Source organism: Iodobacter fluviatilis, assembly GCF_900451195.1.
GTDB classification, from domain to species: domain Bacteria; phylum Pseudomonadota; class Gammaproteobacteria; order Burkholderiales; family Chitinibacteraceae; genus Iodobacter; species Iodobacter fluviatilis.
Window position 1 is genome coordinate 1,061,614 of record NZ_UGHR01000001.1, and the last position, 19,041, is coordinate 1,080,654.

General features: G+C 49.0%; 15 protein-coding genes. 14 read left to right on the plus strand and 1 reads right to left on the minus strand.

Annotation, left to right across the window (positions count from 1 at the left end):
* Positions 1-5 precede the first annotated feature (5 nt).
* The 12 genes from tssC to DYD62_RS04785 all read left to right on the plus strand — a co-directional run bounded on the left by tssC (position 6) and on the right by DYD62_RS04785 (position 14,609).
* Positions 6-1,487: a type VI secretion system contractile sheath large subunit gene (gene tssC / locus DYD62_RS04730; RefSeq protein WP_115226292.1), complete on the plus strand. Its 1,482-nt coding sequence runs from the start codon at positions 6-8 to the stop codon at positions 1,485-1,487.
* A 48-nt stretch (positions 1,488-1,535) separates the two neighbouring features.
* Complete coding sequence (locus DYD62_RS04735; protein ID WP_115226293.1) at positions 1,536-2,033, plus strand: Hcp family type VI secretion system effector; 498 nt, start codon at positions 1,536-1,538, stop codon at positions 2,031-2,033.
* Positions 2,034-2,127: 94 nt separating this feature from the next.
* A complete protein-coding gene (locus DYD62_RS04740) occupies positions 2,128-2,595 on the plus strand; it encodes an OmpA family protein (protein ID WP_115226294.1) in 468 nt (155 codons plus the stop codon).
* A 57-nt stretch (positions 2,596-2,652) separates the two neighbouring features.
* A complete protein-coding gene (locus DYD62_RS04745) occupies positions 2,653-5,478 on the plus strand; it encodes a type VI secretion system Vgr family protein (protein WP_115228208.1) in 2,826 nt (941 codons plus the stop codon).
* The gene (locus tag DYD62_RS04750) at positions 5,462-6,745 is read left to right on the plus strand and encodes a hypothetical protein (RefSeq protein WP_115226295.1); all 1,284 of its coding nucleotides are present in this window, start codon (positions 5,462-5,464) and stop codon (positions 6,743-6,745) included. Before DYD62_RS04745 ends, DYD62_RS04750 begins: the two co-directional genes overlap by 17 nt.
* On the plus strand, positions 6,720-7,196 hold the full coding sequence (locus DYD62_RS04755) for a hypothetical protein (RefSeq protein ID WP_115226296.1): 477 nt from the start codon (positions 6,720-6,722) through the stop codon (positions 7,194-7,196). Before DYD62_RS04750 ends, DYD62_RS04755 begins: the two co-directional genes overlap by 26 nt.
* A 123-nt stretch (positions 7,197-7,319) precedes the next feature.
* Entirely contained in the window at positions 7,320-7,940 is a 621-nt protein-coding gene (locus DYD62_RS04760) for a hypothetical protein (protein ID WP_132038750.1), read from the plus strand.
* Positions 7,941-8,284: 344 nt separating this feature from the next.
* Positions 8,285-8,980, plus strand: a complete 696-nt coding sequence (locus DYD62_RS04765; RefSeq protein ID WP_115226298.1) for a hypothetical protein — start codon at positions 8,285-8,287, stop codon at positions 8,978-8,980.
* Positions 8,981-9,490: 510 nt separating this feature from the next.
* On the plus strand, positions 9,491-12,127 hold the full coding sequence (gene tssH, locus DYD62_RS04770; protein ID WP_115226299.1) for a type VI secretion system ATPase TssH: 2,637 nt from the start codon (positions 9,491-9,493) through the stop codon (positions 12,125-12,127).
* A gap of 81 nt (positions 12,128-12,208) precedes the next feature.
* A complete protein-coding gene (locus DYD62_RS04775; protein WP_115226300.1) occupies positions 12,209-13,660 on the plus strand; it encodes a hypothetical protein in 1,452 nt (483 codons plus the stop codon).
* A complete protein-coding gene (locus DYD62_RS04780; protein ID WP_099398580.1) occupies positions 13,657-13,920 on the plus strand; it encodes a PAAR domain-containing protein in 264 nt (87 codons plus the stop codon). The genes DYD62_RS04775 and DYD62_RS04780 overlap by 4 nt, the downstream gene beginning before the upstream one ends.
* 257 nt (positions 13,921-14,177) lie before the next feature.
* The gene (locus DYD62_RS04785; protein WP_115226301.1) at positions 14,178-14,609 is read left to right on the plus strand and encodes an OmpA family protein; all 432 of its coding nucleotides are present in this window, start codon (positions 14,178-14,180) and stop codon (positions 14,607-14,609) included.
* A 212-nt stretch (positions 14,610-14,821) separates the two neighbouring features.
* Here the strand turns inward: DYD62_RS04785 and tssA are convergent, their stop codons facing one another.
* Positions 14,822-15,910: a type VI secretion system protein TssA gene (tssA, locus tag DYD62_RS04790; protein ID WP_115226302.1), complete on the minus strand. Its 1,089-nt coding sequence runs from the start codon at positions 15,908-15,910 to the stop codon at positions 14,822-14,824.
* Between the two features lie 225 nt (positions 15,911-16,135).
* On the opposite strand from tssA, the gene tssF reads away from it, so the two are divergent.
* Together tssF and tssG are read left to right on the plus strand one after the other, a co-directional pair.
* Positions 16,136-17,989, plus strand: coding sequence for a type VI secretion system baseplate subunit TssF (gene tssF / locus DYD62_RS04795; RefSeq protein WP_115226303.1), 1,854 nt, complete (start codon positions 16,136-16,138; stop codon positions 17,987-17,989).
* 36 nt (positions 17,990-18,025) lie between these two features.
* Positions 18,026-19,039 (plus strand): type VI secretion system baseplate subunit TssG, encoded by a 1,014-nt coding sequence (gene tssG, locus DYD62_RS04800; RefSeq protein ID WP_115226304.1) that lies wholly within the window; start codon positions 18,026-18,028, stop codon positions 19,037-19,039.
* Positions 19,040-19,041 lie beyond the last annotated feature (2 nt).

Below are 19,041 nucleotides of genomic sequence, written 5' to 3' on the forward strand. Positions count from 1 at the left end.
TCGCTATGTCAGATCTACAGAAGCTTGAAGCGGGCACCGTTGAGCACAGCGAAGCCAGCAGCCTGCTTGATTCAATTATTGATAACAGCCGTATTGCCAGCAATGAGCAGGAAAAAGACCGTACCCGTGATTTGATCAGCGAACTGGTTGATCAGGTTTTGGCAGGTACCGTAACGATTTCCCGCGATTTAAGCGCCAGTATGGATGTGCGTATTGCAGAAATTGATGCGCTGATTTCAGAGCAGCTGAATGAAATTATGCACCACGCTGATTTCCAGAAGCTGGAATCCTCATGGCGTGGCCTGAAGTACCTGACGGCTGAATCAGAAACCAGCACCATGCTGAAAATCAAGGTGCTGAATGCGTCTAAAAAAGACCTGCTGAAAGATTTTAAAGCTTCGTCTGAATTTGACCAAAGCGCCTTATTTAAAAAGATTTACGAAGAAGAATACGGCACCTTTGGTGGCGCACCTTATGCGGGTCTCGTGGGCGATTTTGAATTTGGCCGCCATCCGGAAGACTTCTACCTGCTGGAAGAATTATCCCATGTGGCCGCAGCTTCACACGCGCCGCTGATTACCTCGGCAGGTGCAGGCTTGTTTGGCCTGGAAAGCTTTACCGATATCGGCAAGCCACGCGATCTGGCCAAGATTTTTGATACGGTTGAATACACCAAGTGGAAATCATTCCGTGAATCAGATGATTCCCGCTATGTAGGTATGGTATTGCCGCACGTACTGGGCCGCCTGCCTTATGGCCGCGATACCGTGCCGGTTGAAGAATTTGATTTTGAAGAAAACGTCGATGGCACCGATCACAGCAAATACCTGTGGACCAATGCTTCTTACGCCTATGCCGCTCGCTTAACGGCTGCTTTTGCCGAATACGGCTGGCTCGCTGCGATTCGCGGTGTGGAAGGAGGTGGCTTGGTAGAAGGTTTACCAGCGCACACCTTTAAAACCGACGATGGCGAAGTGGCCCTGAAATGCCCTACCGAAGTCGCCGTGACCGACCGCACTGAAAAGCTGCTGTCTGATCTGGGCTTTATTTCTTTAGTGCATTGTAAAAACACCGATTACGCCGCTTTCTTCAGCGGCCAGTCATCGCAAAAAGCCAAGACTTATAACACTGATTCGGCCAATGCCAATGCGCGTTTGTCTACTCAGCTGCCTTATATTTTCTCGGTTTCGCGCATTGCGCATTACATGAAATCGATCATGCGCGACAAGATCGGCAGCTTTGCTTCACGCCAAAATGTGCAGGATTTCCTGAACACATGGCTGGCGCAATATGTGCTGCTGGATGATTCGGCTAGCCAGGAAGCCAAAGCTAAATACCCATTGCGTGAAGCGCGTGTTGACGTGGTTGAAGTACCTGGCAAGCCAGGTGTGTACCGCGCAGCCGCGTTCTTGCGCCCTCACTTTCAGCTCGATGAGCTAACCATTTCCTTGCGTCTTGTGGCTGAGTTGCCAAAACCAACCCGTTGATGCAGTGAAGCGTAGAAGTAACTTTTATTAACTGTAAGGAGTTTACAAATGGCTTTTGATGCATTTTTGAAAATTGATGGTATTCCAGGTGAATCTACTGATGACAAGCATAAAGACTGGATCGAAATCCAATCTTTCTCGCACAAAATTGAGCAGCCAGCTCAAGCAACTGCTAGCTCTGCTGGTGGTGCTACCGCTGAACGTGTAAACCACGCTCAATACGTGATCACTCACTTCTTGGATAAAGCCAGCCCAAAGATCTACGAAGCATGCTGCACTGGTAAGCACATCAAAGATGTAACCATCGAATTGTGCCGTTCCGGTGGCGATAAAGTGAAGTACATGGAAATCAAAATGGAACAAGTTTTGATTTCTAAGGCAGAGCCACATGGTTCAGCCAATGATGAAGGTTTCCCTAGCGAAACCGTAAGCTTCAGCTACGGCAAAATCAAGTGGACTTACACCCAGCAAAAACGTACTGACGGCGCTGGTGGCGGTAATGTTAGCTCTGGTTGGGATCTGACCGCTAACAAAACGATCGCTTAAATCGTTTTTATATCACCATTCGGGTGATAAGCGATAAGTAGCAAACTGATCTGCTGCAAGGCAGATCAGTTGTTTTAAAAAAAGGGATTTAATAATGAAACGTTCAGGGTTTGTTTATGCAGCTTTACTTGTGATTGCTGCCAGTGTGACCGGATGTGCAGAAAATCCAGCAACACCGACTGCAACGCCTTCTACTTCATGGAAGCATGCGCCGGTAGAAACAACGTCAACCGTTACAAAAGCTGCAGAAACAGCAGCAGCGGCCACCCAAGCTGCTGTTGATCCATCCTTTCTTAAGTTTGACAAAATGTCTGCCAAACTGACCCCAGAGCACGAGCTGCAACTGATGAGCCTGCTGCCAAAATTAAAAGAAGCTAAAGCAATTACCCTACGTGGCTATTGCTACAAGAAAGACATTGGTAACGCGAAGTCCGCCGCTTTGGCTCGCGCGGTGAATGTAGAGAAATTCCTGGTTAAACAAGGTATCTCTAAAAAGAAATTAAGCCGTCGCTTTAATACCGAAGATGCAGAGCATGCTGTACGTGTTGAGATCGGCAAATAATACCGTTCATTCCCTTGCCATTTACCCGCTCTACCTGGATTGCAAATGATTTCCCCCATGCCTTTATCACAATTACTGAGCAGCTTTGCGGCTGCATTTAATCAAGATCAGCGATTGATCTCCCTGCAGTTAGGAGATGGCGCAGCATGGGGTGAGCAGCTTTTACCTCAGCGGGTGGATGGCAGCGAAGGGATTAACCAGGCTTACCGCTATCAGATCGATTGCTTATCCCCTGATGGCGCTTTAGAGCTTAAATCCTTACTCGGTTTACCCATTGTTTTATCGGTGGCTGATGCCAATGGCGATGCGGTTGAGCGTTGTGGCGTCATCTCGCAAGCGCAATTGCTGGGCTCAGATGGGGGCTTTGCTAAATACGCACTGACGGCAGAACCGCCGTTTGCCTTACTCCGCTACCGCCGCACTTCTCGCGTATTTCAAGACCTATCCGTCCCCGATATCGTTAAACAAGTTTTAGCCGAACACCAGGCTAAAAACCCCGTGTTTGCCGCCGTGCAAACGCTGGATTTCAAACTCTCTGGCACGCATGGCCCGCGCTCTTACTGCTTACAGTACCGTGAATCCGATTTCGACTTTCTGACGCGATTATTAGCCGAGGAAGGCTTGGCGTGGCGATTCGAACATCTGCCGGGCGACAATCCGCAGGTGCAGCTGGTCATCTTTGACGATGCTTTTGCGCTACCCGAAGCACAAGAAATGCAGGTGCGATTCCACCGCGCCGATGCCACGGAAGAATCTGACGCGCTCACCGAGTGGAACAGCCAGCGCCAGGTGGGCAGCAGCAGCGTATCTTTGGCGAGCTTTGATTACAAAGCCACCAGCACCAGCCAAAGCTTTGATGAAAGCCGCATTGACCAGGGCGATGGCGGCCAGCAGCTGCAGGCCAGTTTTGAAGATTACGACCCGCAAGCCCTTTATTACGCCAGCGATGCAGAAGGCCTCAGCCACTACGCCCAATTGCGTCAGCAAGCGCATGATGGTCAAAAGAAATCCTTTACCGGATCTGGCACTTTGCGTGCCTTGCAGGCTGGGCAGTGGTTCCGCTTGGAAGACCACCCCGCACATGAGTGGGACAGCGCCGAGCAGCGCGAATTTGCCGTTACCGGGCTGACATTCACCGCGCAAAATAATCTACCCGTGGATTTAACTCAGCAACTTGGCTTAGTCGCCCCCAGCCTACTCGAGGGAGCGGTTTCAACCGCGAATCCTCCTTACCAGGCCGACTTCACCGCCCAAAGACGCGGCCAGCCAATTACGCCTGATTTTGCCCATATCGAGCACAGCAAGCCCAAAAGCCGTGGCGTACAAACCGCCACCGTGGTCGGCCCCGCTGGATCAGAAGTGCATACCGACGAACAAGGCCGAATTAAGGTGCAGTTCCACTGGCAGCGGGGCGCAGAGCACCCCGAGTTTGGTGCCAATCTGGATGACAAATCCTCCTGCTGGATCCGCGTCGCTTACCCATCGGCAGGCGCAAGCTGGGGCCACCAGTTTATCCCGCGCATCGGCCAGGAAGTGCTGGTCGACTTTATCGAAGGCGATATCGATCGCCCCATCATCACTGGCGTGGTCTATAACGGCAGCCACCCCGTGCCCAGCTTCAGCGGCGCTGGTGCACTGCCCGCCAACAAAACCCTATCCGGTATCAAAACCAAAGAGCATGAAGGCGGCCAGTATGGCGAGCTGCTATTTGACGACACCAAGGGCGAAGTACGCACTAAGCTATCGAGCGAGCACGGTAAAACCCAGCTTAACCTTGGTTATTTAATCCACCCTAGAACCGATGGCAAGGGTGAGCCACGCGGCGAAGGCTTCGAGCTGCGCACGGATAATCAAGGTGCAATCCGCTCTAATGGCCTCTTGATCAGCACTGAAACCAAAAACGGCGCATCAGGCAAGCAACTCGACCACAGCCCAGCACGAAACCAGCTTGAATCAGCACTGGCACTCGCCCAAAGCCTGGGTGAAACCGCCACCAACCAGCTCGCCGACACCATAGAAACCGGTGAAGGCGATAAAACCGTTAAGCCCGACAACAGTGCAGGCGACAAAGCCACCACCGGCCATCTGCACCACCATGTGCACGCCAGCAAAAGCTTGGAAGCGGGCAGCAACACAGACAAAGACGGCAAGAGCAAATCTAAAGACCAGGCGGGCCAGCAAAAAATCATTCTGCTGCACGGCGAAGATGGTGTGGCCATCACCAGCCCACAAAGCCAGACCCTTGCCGCAGGCACCAACCTAGATCTGGTTGCCCAAAGAGACACCAACCAAACCTCCGGCCGCCGCTGGATACACAACGTAGGTCAACACATCAGCCTGTTTGTAGCCGGGGTAAAAGACAAAGTTTCGCTCAAACTGATCGCAGCCAAAGGCAAAATCCAGCTGCAGGCGCAAAGCGACAATATTGAAATCACCGCAGACAAAAACGTAAAAATCACTGCCTGCAAAGAAAAAGTAGAAATCGCCGCAGGCGACGAAGTGCTCTTCACCTCCGGTGGCGGCTATATCCGCTTAAAAGGCGGCAATATCGAGATTCATTGCCCGGGAGAAGTGAGTATTAAGGGGGCGAGTCATGAGTTGAGTGGGGGGACGAGCCTGGCAAAAACTTATAATGAAATGCCCGTGAGCAAGTTTGAGCGGAAATATCAAATCAAAGATGAAGAATCGGGCCAACCACTCGCTAATCAGCGATTTAAAATCACACGTGCTACAGGCGAAGTGGAATTCGGTAAAACAGATGGCAATGGGTTTACTCATATGATTAAAAACCCTGATACCTCTGAACGCATTCAAATTGAAGTGGTAGCAACACCTAAGAAAAAAGAAAAAAGTCAGAGGATTAGTAATGACGACGCCGAATAATGCGGATCTGGAATGTAAACAAACAGACTCTCTTGGCGCTGCCAATGGTAAGGATAAGATTAAGCCCATTTGCATGCCCAAGAAAATTCAATTTCTGACGGAGCTTGATAAAGGGTCAGGCAACGATGGGTCAGGTAGTAGCACATCAACTGCCATGCTATATGATCATCGATATAATATTGAGGTGTGCCTGTTTAATGGCGAAAAACTACCGAATAGCGAAGATTATAAATGGGCTATTGAGTATATTTCTCCTTCCTTGCAAGGCAAAAAAATTCGCCACGAACTTAAACAGCAAGGAGCGAGAATTGGCTTAGAAATTGATGACATCGATTATTGCGGCTGTGAGCTTTCAATTCAGGCGTATACCGATGCACCTGAAAAATTTATCGAGTTAAAACAACTGGTTCATCACCGTTTTTATTGGGTTGATAAAAAAAGAATCGATAAACAGATTCAGGAGCGAAAAAGCGAGCCATGGCGAATTGATCAGGGCCGTAGCAGTCTGTGTGGTATGGCCGCACTTTATTATGTCACTATCAAAAATAGTGCCGATCGCTATCAAAAGATTGCACAAGATCTGCATCGAATGGGTGAATGCACCATAGATGGATTTCGAATAAAGCCATCAGGCAAAATGTATGAAATCGACCCCGCAAATCATGGTGGGTACAAACGGATGGAAATGTGGGAAGTCGATTGGATTGTGCTCGCCGGAACGCGCAGCTCGGAAAGTAATTTAGGCTATCATGGGCTGGAATCGGGTAGCTGGGATCAATTTGCCGCAATTAATTGGCCTGGAATGATGGAAGACTTGGTCAAAAAAATTGGCGGATATAAACAAACTAAAGCTGTGGATGTAGATTTGCTCACACCACTTACTCAAAACGCATTCCTTAGTAATAGCCGCGATCCTGCAAAAGATCTGGTCAAACTGGATGAAATGGAGAAGAGTCATCGCGAGGGCAAGCAAATCTTAATGATGATCGATATGGATATGCTATTGGACACACCAGGCTACAAGCTAGGCGATATTGCTCAATCACACTGGATTGTTTATGAAGGTGGTATGGTAAAGGATGCAAGTAAGCAAAGTGTGAAGTTTAAAGTATATAGCTGGGGATATGATCCCAGTACCGGTACTAAGTATGAGTTTAATCAAGTCTCGTTAACTTCAAAGAAACGTAACCCAATAAAAACAAGTGACGGTATTTTATTTCCCTCTTTTACGAGTAACCATTATGGCCATATTGAAGCATACAACTAAGATCGTAGCAGGTTTTTTTATAGTCTTGTCATTTGCTGCCTATGCAAGTGAATGTGAGTCTATACCTGCTGCGGTATTGATTCATGACTGGGTTGGCGAGTTGCCCAAGCAAGCGGAGTTGCAAATATACAAGGGTGACAGTAAATTTATTGATAAAAAAAAGTCAGTTATCGAAAGAAAAAATATAGAGTTTTATCAACCTAAGCCAGAGTATTTACCGACCTTAGAAATCGATTTCTCAGAGCTAGAATCGACTCGTTTACCAATAAATGCTGATTTTATTCTGGTAATCGATAATAAAATTGAGTATCGATTCTCGGAAATTGAACCTCCAATAAAGCGATTCGGCTGTCCGGTTCGTGGAAAAGTAAATGGGTGCGAATTTGGTGGAAATATTCCAACCATGTCTACGAATTTAAAGTGCGGAAAGAGAATAAGCCAAAGTAAATGAAATTACTGACTTTATTAACTAACTGATTGCGAATGAATTTAAGGCTGCGGCTTGGGGTCACGACTTGGGGTCAGGCCTTGGATTAACACACTAACTATTCTTAATCGGTGGGAATATATGTTAATGCAAAACCTGCCCCCATTGTTCTTGTTTTTTATTAAAAAAATTGGCGTTATGTTTAAAATTTTTATGTTTTTAATGGTTTGTATTTCTTCATCACTGGCATTTGCTGATGTTGAAAAAGATACAGTTTTTTCTAGTGATGGCATGCACAGCTTGCATTATGAGTGTGCAGACTTTAAATGTGATTTTTGGGTTAAAGATAATCATGCAACTGAGGTGAAGTTGCTGAGTAAAATTAAAGCAAGGTATCCTGCAATAAGTTGGTTGAATCCGTCATTGGCACAGATCATTTTAAGCTGTGGTAGTGATTGCAATATTAAGTATTACTATCATGTTAAAAATGGCCTTAGTATCCCGCTGCAACAGGTTTTGGCAATAGAAGCTAATAAGCAATGTGTATTGCTTGCCACTGAAAATGGGTTGAGCTTAGAAAATATTTACAGTCGTAAAGTTAGATTGAAAATACCTTACACAGATCCAAGTATGAAATTTGATCAATCAAGGGCGGTTATGTATGTTGGCATGGAGGCTACTTTTGATCATAAAGGTGGACTGATTTTGAATTATACAGATGAGAATAGCCATTCTAGACATAAGTACTATAAAAATGTGTGTATCTAATTGATCTATTTTTTAAAAAATGAGAAGTAAATTGTGTGTTTATTTTTCTATATTTATAAATATTTAAATAGACATTAAAGGTCCGTCTGAAGGGCTATTTATAGAATATTATTTAATTAATATTTTGCTGCTAAAAATAGCAAGAGTGATCGTAAAGTGAAAGTATATTAAAGTAGCGTTGGTCGGGTCTTGGCCCGATCAAAATTGTTGGTGGATTAATTTTATTCGTATAAAACTCTTTGCTTTGTTACTGGGTGGCGGCTCTAGCCTGCCATATATTGCTATGAATTATAATGAACCTATTTGCAGAATGTAGCAATATAATGAAAGAGTAAAGGTAGCGCATGAAAAATATTGCATTCTTAGTTTTTAATTATTGTTTATTAGTAACTGCTCCTGTTTATGCTGCACTTTCCCTTGATCAAGGCTATGCAATTAATAAACCTTATGTTTCTATGTCGCCCGAAGAGGCGGATGATATTAGAAATTTTATGGAGAGTTGGGAAAATGCAGTTGTCCGTGATATTGGAGCTAATGCTGAATTGAGTGGTAAAATAAAATCGGGAGGGGAGAATCGTGCCCGAATGTTTTTAAATAAGAAAAAATATTATATTTGGGCTCAGCAGTATCAAGTTAATAAATTACTTTCTTCTAAAGAAAAAAATGCTAGCGAGAAAGGAATGAATATACATAATAATGGTGTTTGTGATTTATATGTGCATGACGATGAAATGATTAAAGTAGCATCATTTAGAGTTAACCTTCCAGAGTATCATTACTGTAATGGTATTTATGGATTAGGGGCGGTTAAAGGACAGGATGCATTATTGATGACGATTGCTTATGTATTAGAAAATATAAAGGCAGTTCAGAAAGTTGATGTTGATGCGAGTAATGTGAAAAAAATGACTATATTGCTTAAATTTCACGAGAGAAATGGTAAGGTTTTTATTACACAAGATGATAGTTGTCTTGGTAATCCAAATAAAACGGGAGATATTTTATCTGCCAGAAAAGCTTTGCAGCAATGCGCAAAATAAAATCTATTCAAAGGGTTTTGAAAAAAAAAAGCGAATGCTAGCCGTGTAGGGGGCTTGACCTGCGCACTGTGATTGCTGATTTTAGTTTATTTGTTAGAACGATCAAGGGATCGGTTTTTTTTAGAAGACGGCGGGCTACGCCTGTGGCTCTGAAATGAGTTTTTTCGATGAAGAGAGTCATCGCTATTTAAATAAAGAATTGATTGAAATTCTTAAAAAAACGAAGCGATTTGTTGTAAGCTTGTGTAGATTATAATAATGAATTGAGCATTTGAAGAGTTTGTGATTAAAACAAGAGATATAATTAAGAAGATTTAAGCTCTGCATGTGTATCATGATTATCTGATAATGAAATGATGGCTGTAAGTTTTAAAAAATTTCTGCTATCCGTGTGAATAAGTCGTGGTAAAAAGTTTGGTAAATAGATTGAATTATTGCTTGATGTTTCTAATCTGTGTATTTATTGCGGTAATTAATTTTAGACTCTTATAACTCTTCGGGACCCATCCCATGTCTACCCCCCTTAAAGCTCTTATCTCCCGCCTTACTCCTACAGCCCGCCGTGCGGTGGAGGAGGCGGCTAGTCGTGCTTTGTCGCGTACTCATTTTGAGATTGAAATTGAACACGTTGTGCTGGCAATTTTGGCTCAGGACGATAATGCGGGGGTGGCGGCTTTGCATTCCCTAGGTTTGAGCCTAGATCAGTTAGAAAAAGAGCTGGATGCGGCGCTGGATCGCTTTCGCACAGGCAATACGCGCAATCCGGTCTTATCCACCTGGCTGCCAAAATGGCTAGAAAAAGCATGGCTGCTGGCCAGTGCCGAGCTGGGGCAGGATTCGGTTTCTACTTTGGATTTGCTGCTGGCGCTGGTGCAGGATGATGCTTTACGCGCAACCTTACAGGGCAGCTCGGCCACGCTGGCCAAGATGGATGGCAAGCGCGCTTTGCAGGGCTATGTGGCTTTGCGCCAGCATGGTAATGAGGCGGCGACCAATTCAGAAAACCTGCCAACTGGCGATGCGCCAGATATGAATTTGGATCAGCCTGCGCCGCGCCGTGGCAGCCCGGGGCTAGATAAATATACGATCGATCTAACTGCACAAGCACGTTTGGGCAAGATTGATCCGGTGCTGGGGCGTGAAACAGAAATCCGCCAGATGATTGATATTCTGCAGCGCCGCCGTCAGAACAACCCCATTTTAACCGGCGAGCCTGGCGTGGGTAAAACCGCCGTGGTAGAAGGCCTGGCGCTTAAAATTGTGAGCGGTGAAGTGCCGCCGGTGCTGAGTGGCGTAACTTTACGCACCTTAGATTTGGGCCTGCTGCAAGCCGGTGCATCAGTGAAAGGCGAGTTTGAAAACCGCCTGCGTCAGGTGATTGATGAAGTTAAAGCCAGCCCTGTGCCGATTATTTTGTTTATTGATGAGGCACATACGCTGATTGGTGCGGGTGGTGCGGCTGGGCAAAATGATGCGGCTAATTTATTAAAGCCTGCCTTGGCGCGGGGTGAGCTGCGTACGATTGCGGCCACCACATGGGCCGAATATAAAAAATATTTTGAAAAAGACGCCGCGCTGGCGCGACGCTTTCAGGTGGTTAAAGTGGACGAGCCAGCGCCAGACATTGCGGTGCAAATGGTGCGCGGCCTTACCGATGCGATGGCTAAGCACCATGAAGTGGTGATTATGAATGAGGCAGTAGTGGCCGCGGTGCATCTATCCAGCCGCTATATCACGGGTCGCCAGCTTCCAGATAAGGCGATCAGCGTGCTCGATACCGCCTGCGCCCGCGTAGCTTTGTCGCGTTCTGGCCGCCCAGCGCCGATCGAAAATGTAGAAGTGCTGATTGCTAATATCGAGCGTGAAATCAAGGCGCTGCAAACCGAAGAAGGCCATGGTGAGAGAATTGCCGAGCTGACGGGGCAGCGTGAAATTTTAGAAGTAGATTTACAGCAGTTGCAGGCCGCATGGGCCGTGCAGCAGCAGGTGATTAATGAAATTGAGGCGCTTAAAGCCGCCGCCACTGATACCAAACCTGCCAAGGGTAAGAAAATCAGCCCGCTGCAGGCCAAGCGCACCGAGCTGCGCGAGCTGCAAAAGCAACATCAGCTGGCTTATGAATGCGTGGATGAAAGCGTGATTGCCGACGTGATTTCTGGTTGGACAGGCATTCCCTTGGGCCGCATGGTCAGTAATGAATTAGAGCAGGTGCAAAAGCTGGCCGGCCTCTTGGCAGAAAGGGTGATCGGCCAGGATCACGCCTTAGAGCAAATTGCCGAGCGCGTGCAGATTGCCAAGGCCAATTTGGATGATCCAAGCAAGCCTAAGGGCGTGTTTATGCTGGTTGGCCCGTCTGGCGTGGGTAAAACTGAAACTGCGCTGGCTCTGGCTGAATCTTTATACGGTGGTGAGCGTAATCTGATTACGATTAATATGTCAGAATACCAAGAGGCGCATAGTGTGTCCGGCCTAAAAGGCTCGCCTCCGGGTTATGTGGGTTATGGCGAGGGCGGTGTGCTCACCGAAGCCGTGCGCCGCAAGCCTTATTCGGTGGTGTTGCTAGATGAAGTCGAAAAAGCCCACCCTGATGTGATGGAGCTGTTTTTCCAGGTGTTTGATAAGGGCCTGCTGGAAGACAGCGAAGGGCGCGAAGTCGATTTTAAAAACACCATTATCCTGCTGACATCCAATACCGGTACCGATCTGGTGATGCGTGCCTGCGAGCATGGCGTAACGGTTGAAGATGTCACGCGTGACCCGACGGCCGATGATTTGATCGAAATTTTGCGCCCAACTTTACAAAAAGCCTTTAAACCGGCGTTTTTGGGCCGCCTGACTATCGTGCCTTACTTCCCGATTTCGGATGAAGTATTGCGTAAGATTGTAGGGCTGAAGCTGGCCAAAATCGCCCGCCGTATCGCGCAAAACCATGGTGCAGTGCTGGAATACCCAAGCGAGCTGGTGGATTCAATTGCCAACCGCTGCATGGATGTAGATAGCGGTGCGCGCGATGCAGATGCCATTCTGACCCGTACTGTGCTGGCGCAGATTTCCACTGATTTGCTGGCCAGAATGTCGGCAGGCAAGCCGGTGAAAAAGATTGTGCTTTCACTGAAAAACGACGAAGTAAAAGTGAAAATCAGCTAAGCAGTTATAGCGCAAGGCAAGGGCAGGTGGCTTAGGGCTGCCTGCCCTTAATGGCGTTTTTATTCGTTTAAGGAATTTTATATGTTGGGAACACTGGGGCTGTTTGGCGGGCTCTTTGCTGGCTGGTGGCTATTGCTGTGGTGGGGCTTGCCTATCAGCTTTCAGAAAATGAGCCCAACGGCCATGCTGCTGACGCATCTGGCCCCGCCGGTGATCTTTGGCGTGGCGTGGCGTATCTGGCAAAAAATACGCGAATCCCGCATCGTGCAGGCTCAGGCCGCTGGTCAGGAAGCGGCAGAAGCAGATCGTCAGGCTCAGCGTGAAGCTGCTAAGCAGCAGCATTATGCGGCGCTGGCAGAGCGGCAGATTAAATCGCTTTGCCGGGGCGTCTGGGTGCAGGCTTTGCCGGTAAAAGATGCGCCGGCATGGCTGGAAGAAATCCCCGATGGCGCCTACTGGACGACGCTGGAGCGGGATGAAATCAGCGCAGATGCAGAAGAAACCACAGAGCAGGTTCAGCAGACTTTGCAGCAGCTTTTAAGTGATGTTTACACGACCGCGCCAGGGGCGGCCTGGTTGCCGCATTATTTTGAAGCCAACCCGCAGCTGGAAGGGCGTGAGCAGCTGGAAATGCTGAAGCAGGCCCAGCTGCAAGCCATTGCTCATCAGGATTTCGAAGAAAACTCACCCAACCCTGAGCCGCGTTTTTTTCCTGGCTCCGGCGCATTAATGAGCCGCGTTCAGCAGCTGTTTCAGCAAGACCCCGGCCTGCCCGGCATGGTGGTTTATGCCGCTGATGCACCGTTTTTAACGCGTGGTATTCCTGAAGACGAGTGGGATGAGCCGGATGCGGCTCAGGAAGAAACGAATCAATGGCTGGGAAAACCAGGCTATGCCGCCGTAGCCATGATCTTTTTGCGGGAAAACCTGCCGGTGCCACAGCCGGTCAGCACGCAGGAAGCCAGCCAGGATGCTTACACACCTTACTGGGAAAAGCAGCAGCAGTATGGTGACGAGCGCTGGGGACGCGTGCCCTTGCAATGGCAGGATACGCTGGCGCAATTACCCGTATTGGCCGAGCTGCGCCTTGGTGAACAAGCCACCATTGTGCATAAGCAGCTGCTGCCTATGACAAGGCAAATCCATACCCTGTTTGATAATGCGCTGGTGAATGCAGGCCTGCGGGATTATCCATTTAGTAGTGATGATAAAGACGAGGCCAAAGATCAGGCAGAAAGCATTGCCTGGCTGGTTCACAATAGTGGCGATGTGGATGTGGGCGGCACGCGACTCGCCGCAGTTTCATCGGCTCTGCAGCAATATGCCGTGCCATTAAACCCGATCGATGACGCCAGTAATTGCGTGCGCGAATGGGGCGATGTGGGCGCGGCAAGGTCTGTGTTGCAAATGGCCGTGGCCGTGGTGCACAGCGCCCGTTTAGCAGCACCAGCCGTATTAACAGAATTTGATCGCCAGGGTGATACCGAGCATTTCAGCGTGGCCCTGATCAGGCCGCAGGAGCAGTCTGCATGAAAAAAGTCATTCGCATTGGCGACCCGACCAGCCATGGTGGCGTGGTCATCAGCGGCGCATCCAAAACCGTTTTATTTGGAAAAGTAGTGGCATTGCTGGGTGATAAAGTCAGCTGCCCTGTGCCTGGCCACGGTATTTGCCCCATTGTTGAAGGCGATCCAAGCTGGCTAATTGATGGAAAACCCGTGGCGCTGGAAGGGCATAAAACATCTTGCGGCTCGGCGTTGATTTCTACGATGCCAGAGATGGGTAAGGGTTAGTGTCTGAAATATGACATATGAGAAAGTATTCTTGTAAAATTGCACTGTGATTAATAAAAATGGACAAAAAATGTGGTCAAATTGTCCGTCACAGATCGTTTCGTACTTTCATTGCTTTCCCTGACCGCCAGACTCAAACTCGCTTTTGTCTGGCTTTGGGGTCTGTTGTTTTAAAATATTACCCATTTGCTTTATCTGCGATAAGTTTAAACTGCTCGCTTAATTCAGCAGATTGTTTGTAAATAAAGGATTTAATCATGAAGAAATCAGAAATTGTTTTAGCCTGCTCGGCGGTGTTTTTTGCCGGGATACTGACAGGGTGTACAGATCTTCCGACGCAGCCAGCTACTACAGCATCCGCTACATCATGGTTAAAAGCACCAGAAGCCCCTGTGGTGGCGCTGGGTAAGCCATATATGCTTAAATTTGAAAAAATGTCAGCCAAGCTTACACCGCAGCAAGAAGAAATCTTAACTGCGCTGGCTCCTCAGCTTAAAGATGCCAAATTGATTATTTTGCGTGGCTATTGCAGTAAAAGAGATATTGGCAATGCCAAAGATTCTGCATTGGCCCGCGCGATCAATGTAGAAAAATTCCTAGTCACCCAGGGCATTGTGGATCAGAAAATGAGCTTGCGTTATAACACCGACGATGCAGAACACGCAGTTGAGCTGGAAATCGGTGGTTAATCTTTTAGCGGCAAGCGTAGCCCATGATCCATCAGGCTAATGGGCTATTGCTTTTGCAGTAAGGGCGAAACCCGCGGGCGGTACTGAAAAATACGCGGTTTTCGCCAGCCATCAGCCGATTCAAAGTTTGCAAGCATGCAGCCGCCTTATGGCAATCGGTGGATTTTAAACTCATAAGGCGGCAGCATTGAAGGCTGTGTCTTCCCGGGCGCTTAATCGTTGCGCTTAATATCCAGCAGCTCGTTAAGCTGGCCCAGTGTTGCATCATCTTTAATGACTGATCCCAACCATTCTTCTAGGCTCATTTCTGCCCACTTGGCTGCGCGCTCGGCCAGCAGAGCTACGGGGCTGTGTGGCTCGTGCTGGCGGAAGTAGCGGGCCACTTCGACCAGTTGGCGCACGGCATCTGTGCGGCTTTGCAGCGGGCCTTGGCGGGCAGGAGTGTGGCTAATGGCCTGAGGGGTAGGGCTGCTTGCTGGGCTTTCATGGCTGATCATAGGGGCTGGCTCATGGTGGGCGGGGGCAGTAGATGGCTCGCCCCATTGCAGGCGCAGGCGGTTAACAACCTCAAGGCAGGCATTGAGCGCATTGCGTAATTCGGCAAAATTAGGCGCAGCAAAGCCAAAGCGATCGTCGATGCGTTTATCCAGTGCGTGATAAGCCTGTTGGGTGTGTTCAAGCTGGGTATGCAGCTGTTTAAACCAGCTGGCGCCACTGGCGTCTACGCTTTTATCAAAGATTTCACCAGCGAGCTTGCCTTCGGCCAGTGCGGCTTCTTTGGCTTGGCTGTCTTTCAGCCCCATGTTTTCTACTTCACGCGATTCCTGCCACTGCTGCCAGTTGTAGCCGCCGTGAATCGGATCGGTCAGCGGCACTTCGCGTAGCGCCATGCCCATCTGATTATTAAACCACTCCAGCTTGCCAACCCGTTCGTCTAAATCATCAGGATCGTATTCCGGATAGGCGGTTTCCCAGTAATGATCTAGTAGGCCATCCAGCACTTGCAAGGCCAGATGAGCTCCGGCAAAACCGCGGGTTTTAACCAGTGCTTCCCCATACCATGCCGCAAGTTGAAAATCTTTGCTTTGCTGGCTGAGTGCCTGTTTGCAAAGTTGAATCACTTTGCTCCAGTCGGCGGTTTTTAATTGCTGGCCCCAATCGCCCTGAGAGAGGCTGGGGTCATCCGCACGGCGGGCTTCGCGGATCTGATCAAAGAGAGCGGAATAGCCCAAATCCTCACCAGCGGGCTGATCTGCAGAGATGGGGGCCAGCAAAGTGGCCAGTTTGTCTTGGGTCGTCATGGCGTTTCCAGAGCTTTTTAAAGAATGTCAGGTCTGTCAATATGGTGTTTTAATTACAACAACTTGTCATTACACCTAGGGGTAAATTTATCAATAGGGTAACAATTCCTTTCATTATTACTCAGTATTGCCTGATAATGTCAGCTTAATACGGGCCGATGGTATATTTAATATTGACGCGGAATCTGCTCGTTATATTTATTCACTCCCGAAAGACTGTGCCTCATGCTTGATTCATTATTGCCATATTACGAACGTGAGCTGAGTTTATTACGCGAATTGTCGGGCGAGTTTGCCCGCCGTTACCCTAAAATTGCTGGCCGGCTGCAATTAGAAGGGGATCAGTGTGAAGATCCGCATACCGAGCGTCTGATTGAATCATTCGCCTTTCTTGCCTCACGCATTCATAAAAAGCTGGACGACGAATACCCGGAAATTGCCTCCAGCTTTTTAGATGTGCTCTATCCGCATTATCTGCGGCCGATTCCATCGTCCAGTATTGTGCAGTTTGAGTGTGATCCCCTGCGGCCGGAAATCGCCAAGCGCTATGTGATTGAGCGTGGCCAGCCTGTGCATGCACCCGCCATTCAGGGTGTAACGTGCAAATTCAGAACCTGCTATCCGGTGGATCTTTATCCGCTGTCTTTATCAGATGCCAAGCTGGAGTTAAGCAGCAGCTCGCCTAATTTGCGCCGCATCGCGCCCGATGCCGCAGCGGTGTTAACGCTGGAATTCAATACCCACGGCAATTTGCCCATCAGCGGCATTAATTTGCAATCGCTCAGATTATTTCTGGATGGTGAGCCCGCACTGATGCATTTGGTGTACGAGCTGTTGCTGTCCGGCACAACGCGTTTGCGCGTGGGCGATGGCAGCGATGATCCAGCCCGCACCCGCTTTTTGCCCGCTGCAGCCATTGCGCCGGTAGGCTTTGGTCGTGATGAAGGCGTGCTGGAATACGATGAGCGCTCCTTCCTTGGCTATCGCTTACTGACCGAATATTTCAGCTGCCCTGATAAATTTTTGTTTGTTGATATTCAGCAGCTGAGCGATGTGGCGCAAACCATTCAGGGCAGCAAGCTGGTGATTCAGTGCATGATTCAGCGCTGGCCCGATACCGAGCGCCACGCACGCCTCTTGCATCATTTGCAGGCCTCGCATTTCAAGCTGGGCTGCACGCCGATTGTGAATCTCTTTGTACAGGCGGGTGAGCCCATCCGTGTGACCCACCAGAAAGCCAGCTATCCCGTTGTGCCCGATGCACGCAAGCAGCATGCTTTTGAAGTGATGCAGCTTAGGCGCGTGGTGAGGGTAGAAAAAACCGGCAGCCAGGAAAGCAGCGAAGAAGTTCTGCCGTTTTATGCAATCCGGCACGGGGTGAGTAAAGAAGGGCCCAAGTTTTATTGGCATGCCAGCCGTGAAGCCTCGCCACGCCAGGACGATAAAGGGACGGATTTAGAGCTGCATCTGGTTGATCTTGATTTTAATGCCGTTAGGCCAGGGGCTGAGGTATTAAGCCTAGAATTACTCTGTAGTAATCGTGATCTGCCCGAGCTGATTCCTTTTGGCGGCAGCCAGTCTGGCCAGCATATTGATTTCAGCCTGCCAGGGCATTCGGTGGTGAAGCGGGTAAAGCTGCTGCGTAAACCAAGTAATAGCTTACGTCCGCCGCAAAAGCGCGGCCTGCAGTGGCGTCTGGTTTCGCATTTATCGCTTAACTATTTGTCTTTGATCGAATCGGGGCGCTCAGCTTTGCAAGAAATGCTGGTGCTGTATAACCAGACCGATTCTCCTGTGAATACTCGGCAGATTCAGGGCATCAGCGCCATCAGCAGCGCACCGGCAGTTACACGGGTGATGGGCCGGGATTTTGCGGGCTTTGTGCGCGGTACCGAAATCACCCTGACACTGGATGAAGAATATTACGTAGGCGGCAGTATTTATCTGTTTGCCAGTGTGCTGGAGCGCTTTTTTGCACTGTACTGCTCGCCAAACAGCTTTACCCGTCTGCGGGTAAAAACCAAGCACGAAGAGCTGGCTGCATGGCCTGCCCGAGCGGGTGAGGCTTTGGTTATTTAATGACTCATCTTTGCGTATCAAACGGGAGAGCGCTGCATGGCCAGCTCTAAACACCCTCGTCATCTGGATCAGGAGCTTCTGGCTAATCCAACGGGCTTTGGCTTTTTTCAGGCGGTGCGGCTTTTGGGTTTATCCGCCAGAAAGCGGGGCGACCGGCGCGGACCTTTGCCTTCGGGCCTACGCTTTCGCACCCTAGCTAATTTGTCTTTCCCAGCCAGCGAAATGACCCGCTACACCGCTGTGCAAACTGAAGACGGCGAGCTGAACGAGCTGGAAGTCGCATTTATGGGCCTCACCGGCCCAAGCGGTGTTTTGCCCACCAGCTATACCGAGCTGCTAATCGAGCGCCGCCAGCAGTATCGCGATCCAACCCTGCATGCCTTCTTGGATATTTTCAGCCACCGCTCTATTGCCTTATTTTATGGCGCATGGAAAAAATATCGCTTCTGGCTGCAAGCCGAAAGCGGCGAGCAGGACGGCTTTAGCCGCAATCTGCTGGATTTGGGCGGTATGGGGCTAAGTGCATTGCGGGCGCAAATGGGGCAGGGCGCGCTGCATGATGAAAACCTGTTTATTTATTATGCGGGGCTATTAAGCCAGAAGCCGATGTCTAGCCAGGCTTTAGTCACGCTGATCGAAGGCTTTTTTGGCTTCAGGGCCGAGCTGGTGCAGTTTGCCGGCCAGTGGATGAATTTACCCGAAGCAGAACAAAGCCAGCTGGGCGGTGCATCCTGCGAGCTGGGTGTTTCTGCCTTTGCTGGGGATAGAATCTGGGACAGGCAAACCAAGCTTAATCTGCGCCTTGGGCCACTGCGCTGGGCGCAGTTTTCTGCGCTGCAACCCAATGCCGATGCAGCGCATTCGCTCAGAGAGCTGCTTAAATTTGCATTGGGCCACAGTCTGGCCTGCGATGTAACCTTAATCTTGGATCAGCGTGATGTGCCTGCTGCACAGCTGGCCGAAGAGCCTGTGGTGCAATTAGGCGGTAGCTGCTGGCTAGGCGCTCAGGATCATCATCCCAGCGATATGATGTTTTGCCTTTTGGAATAGCA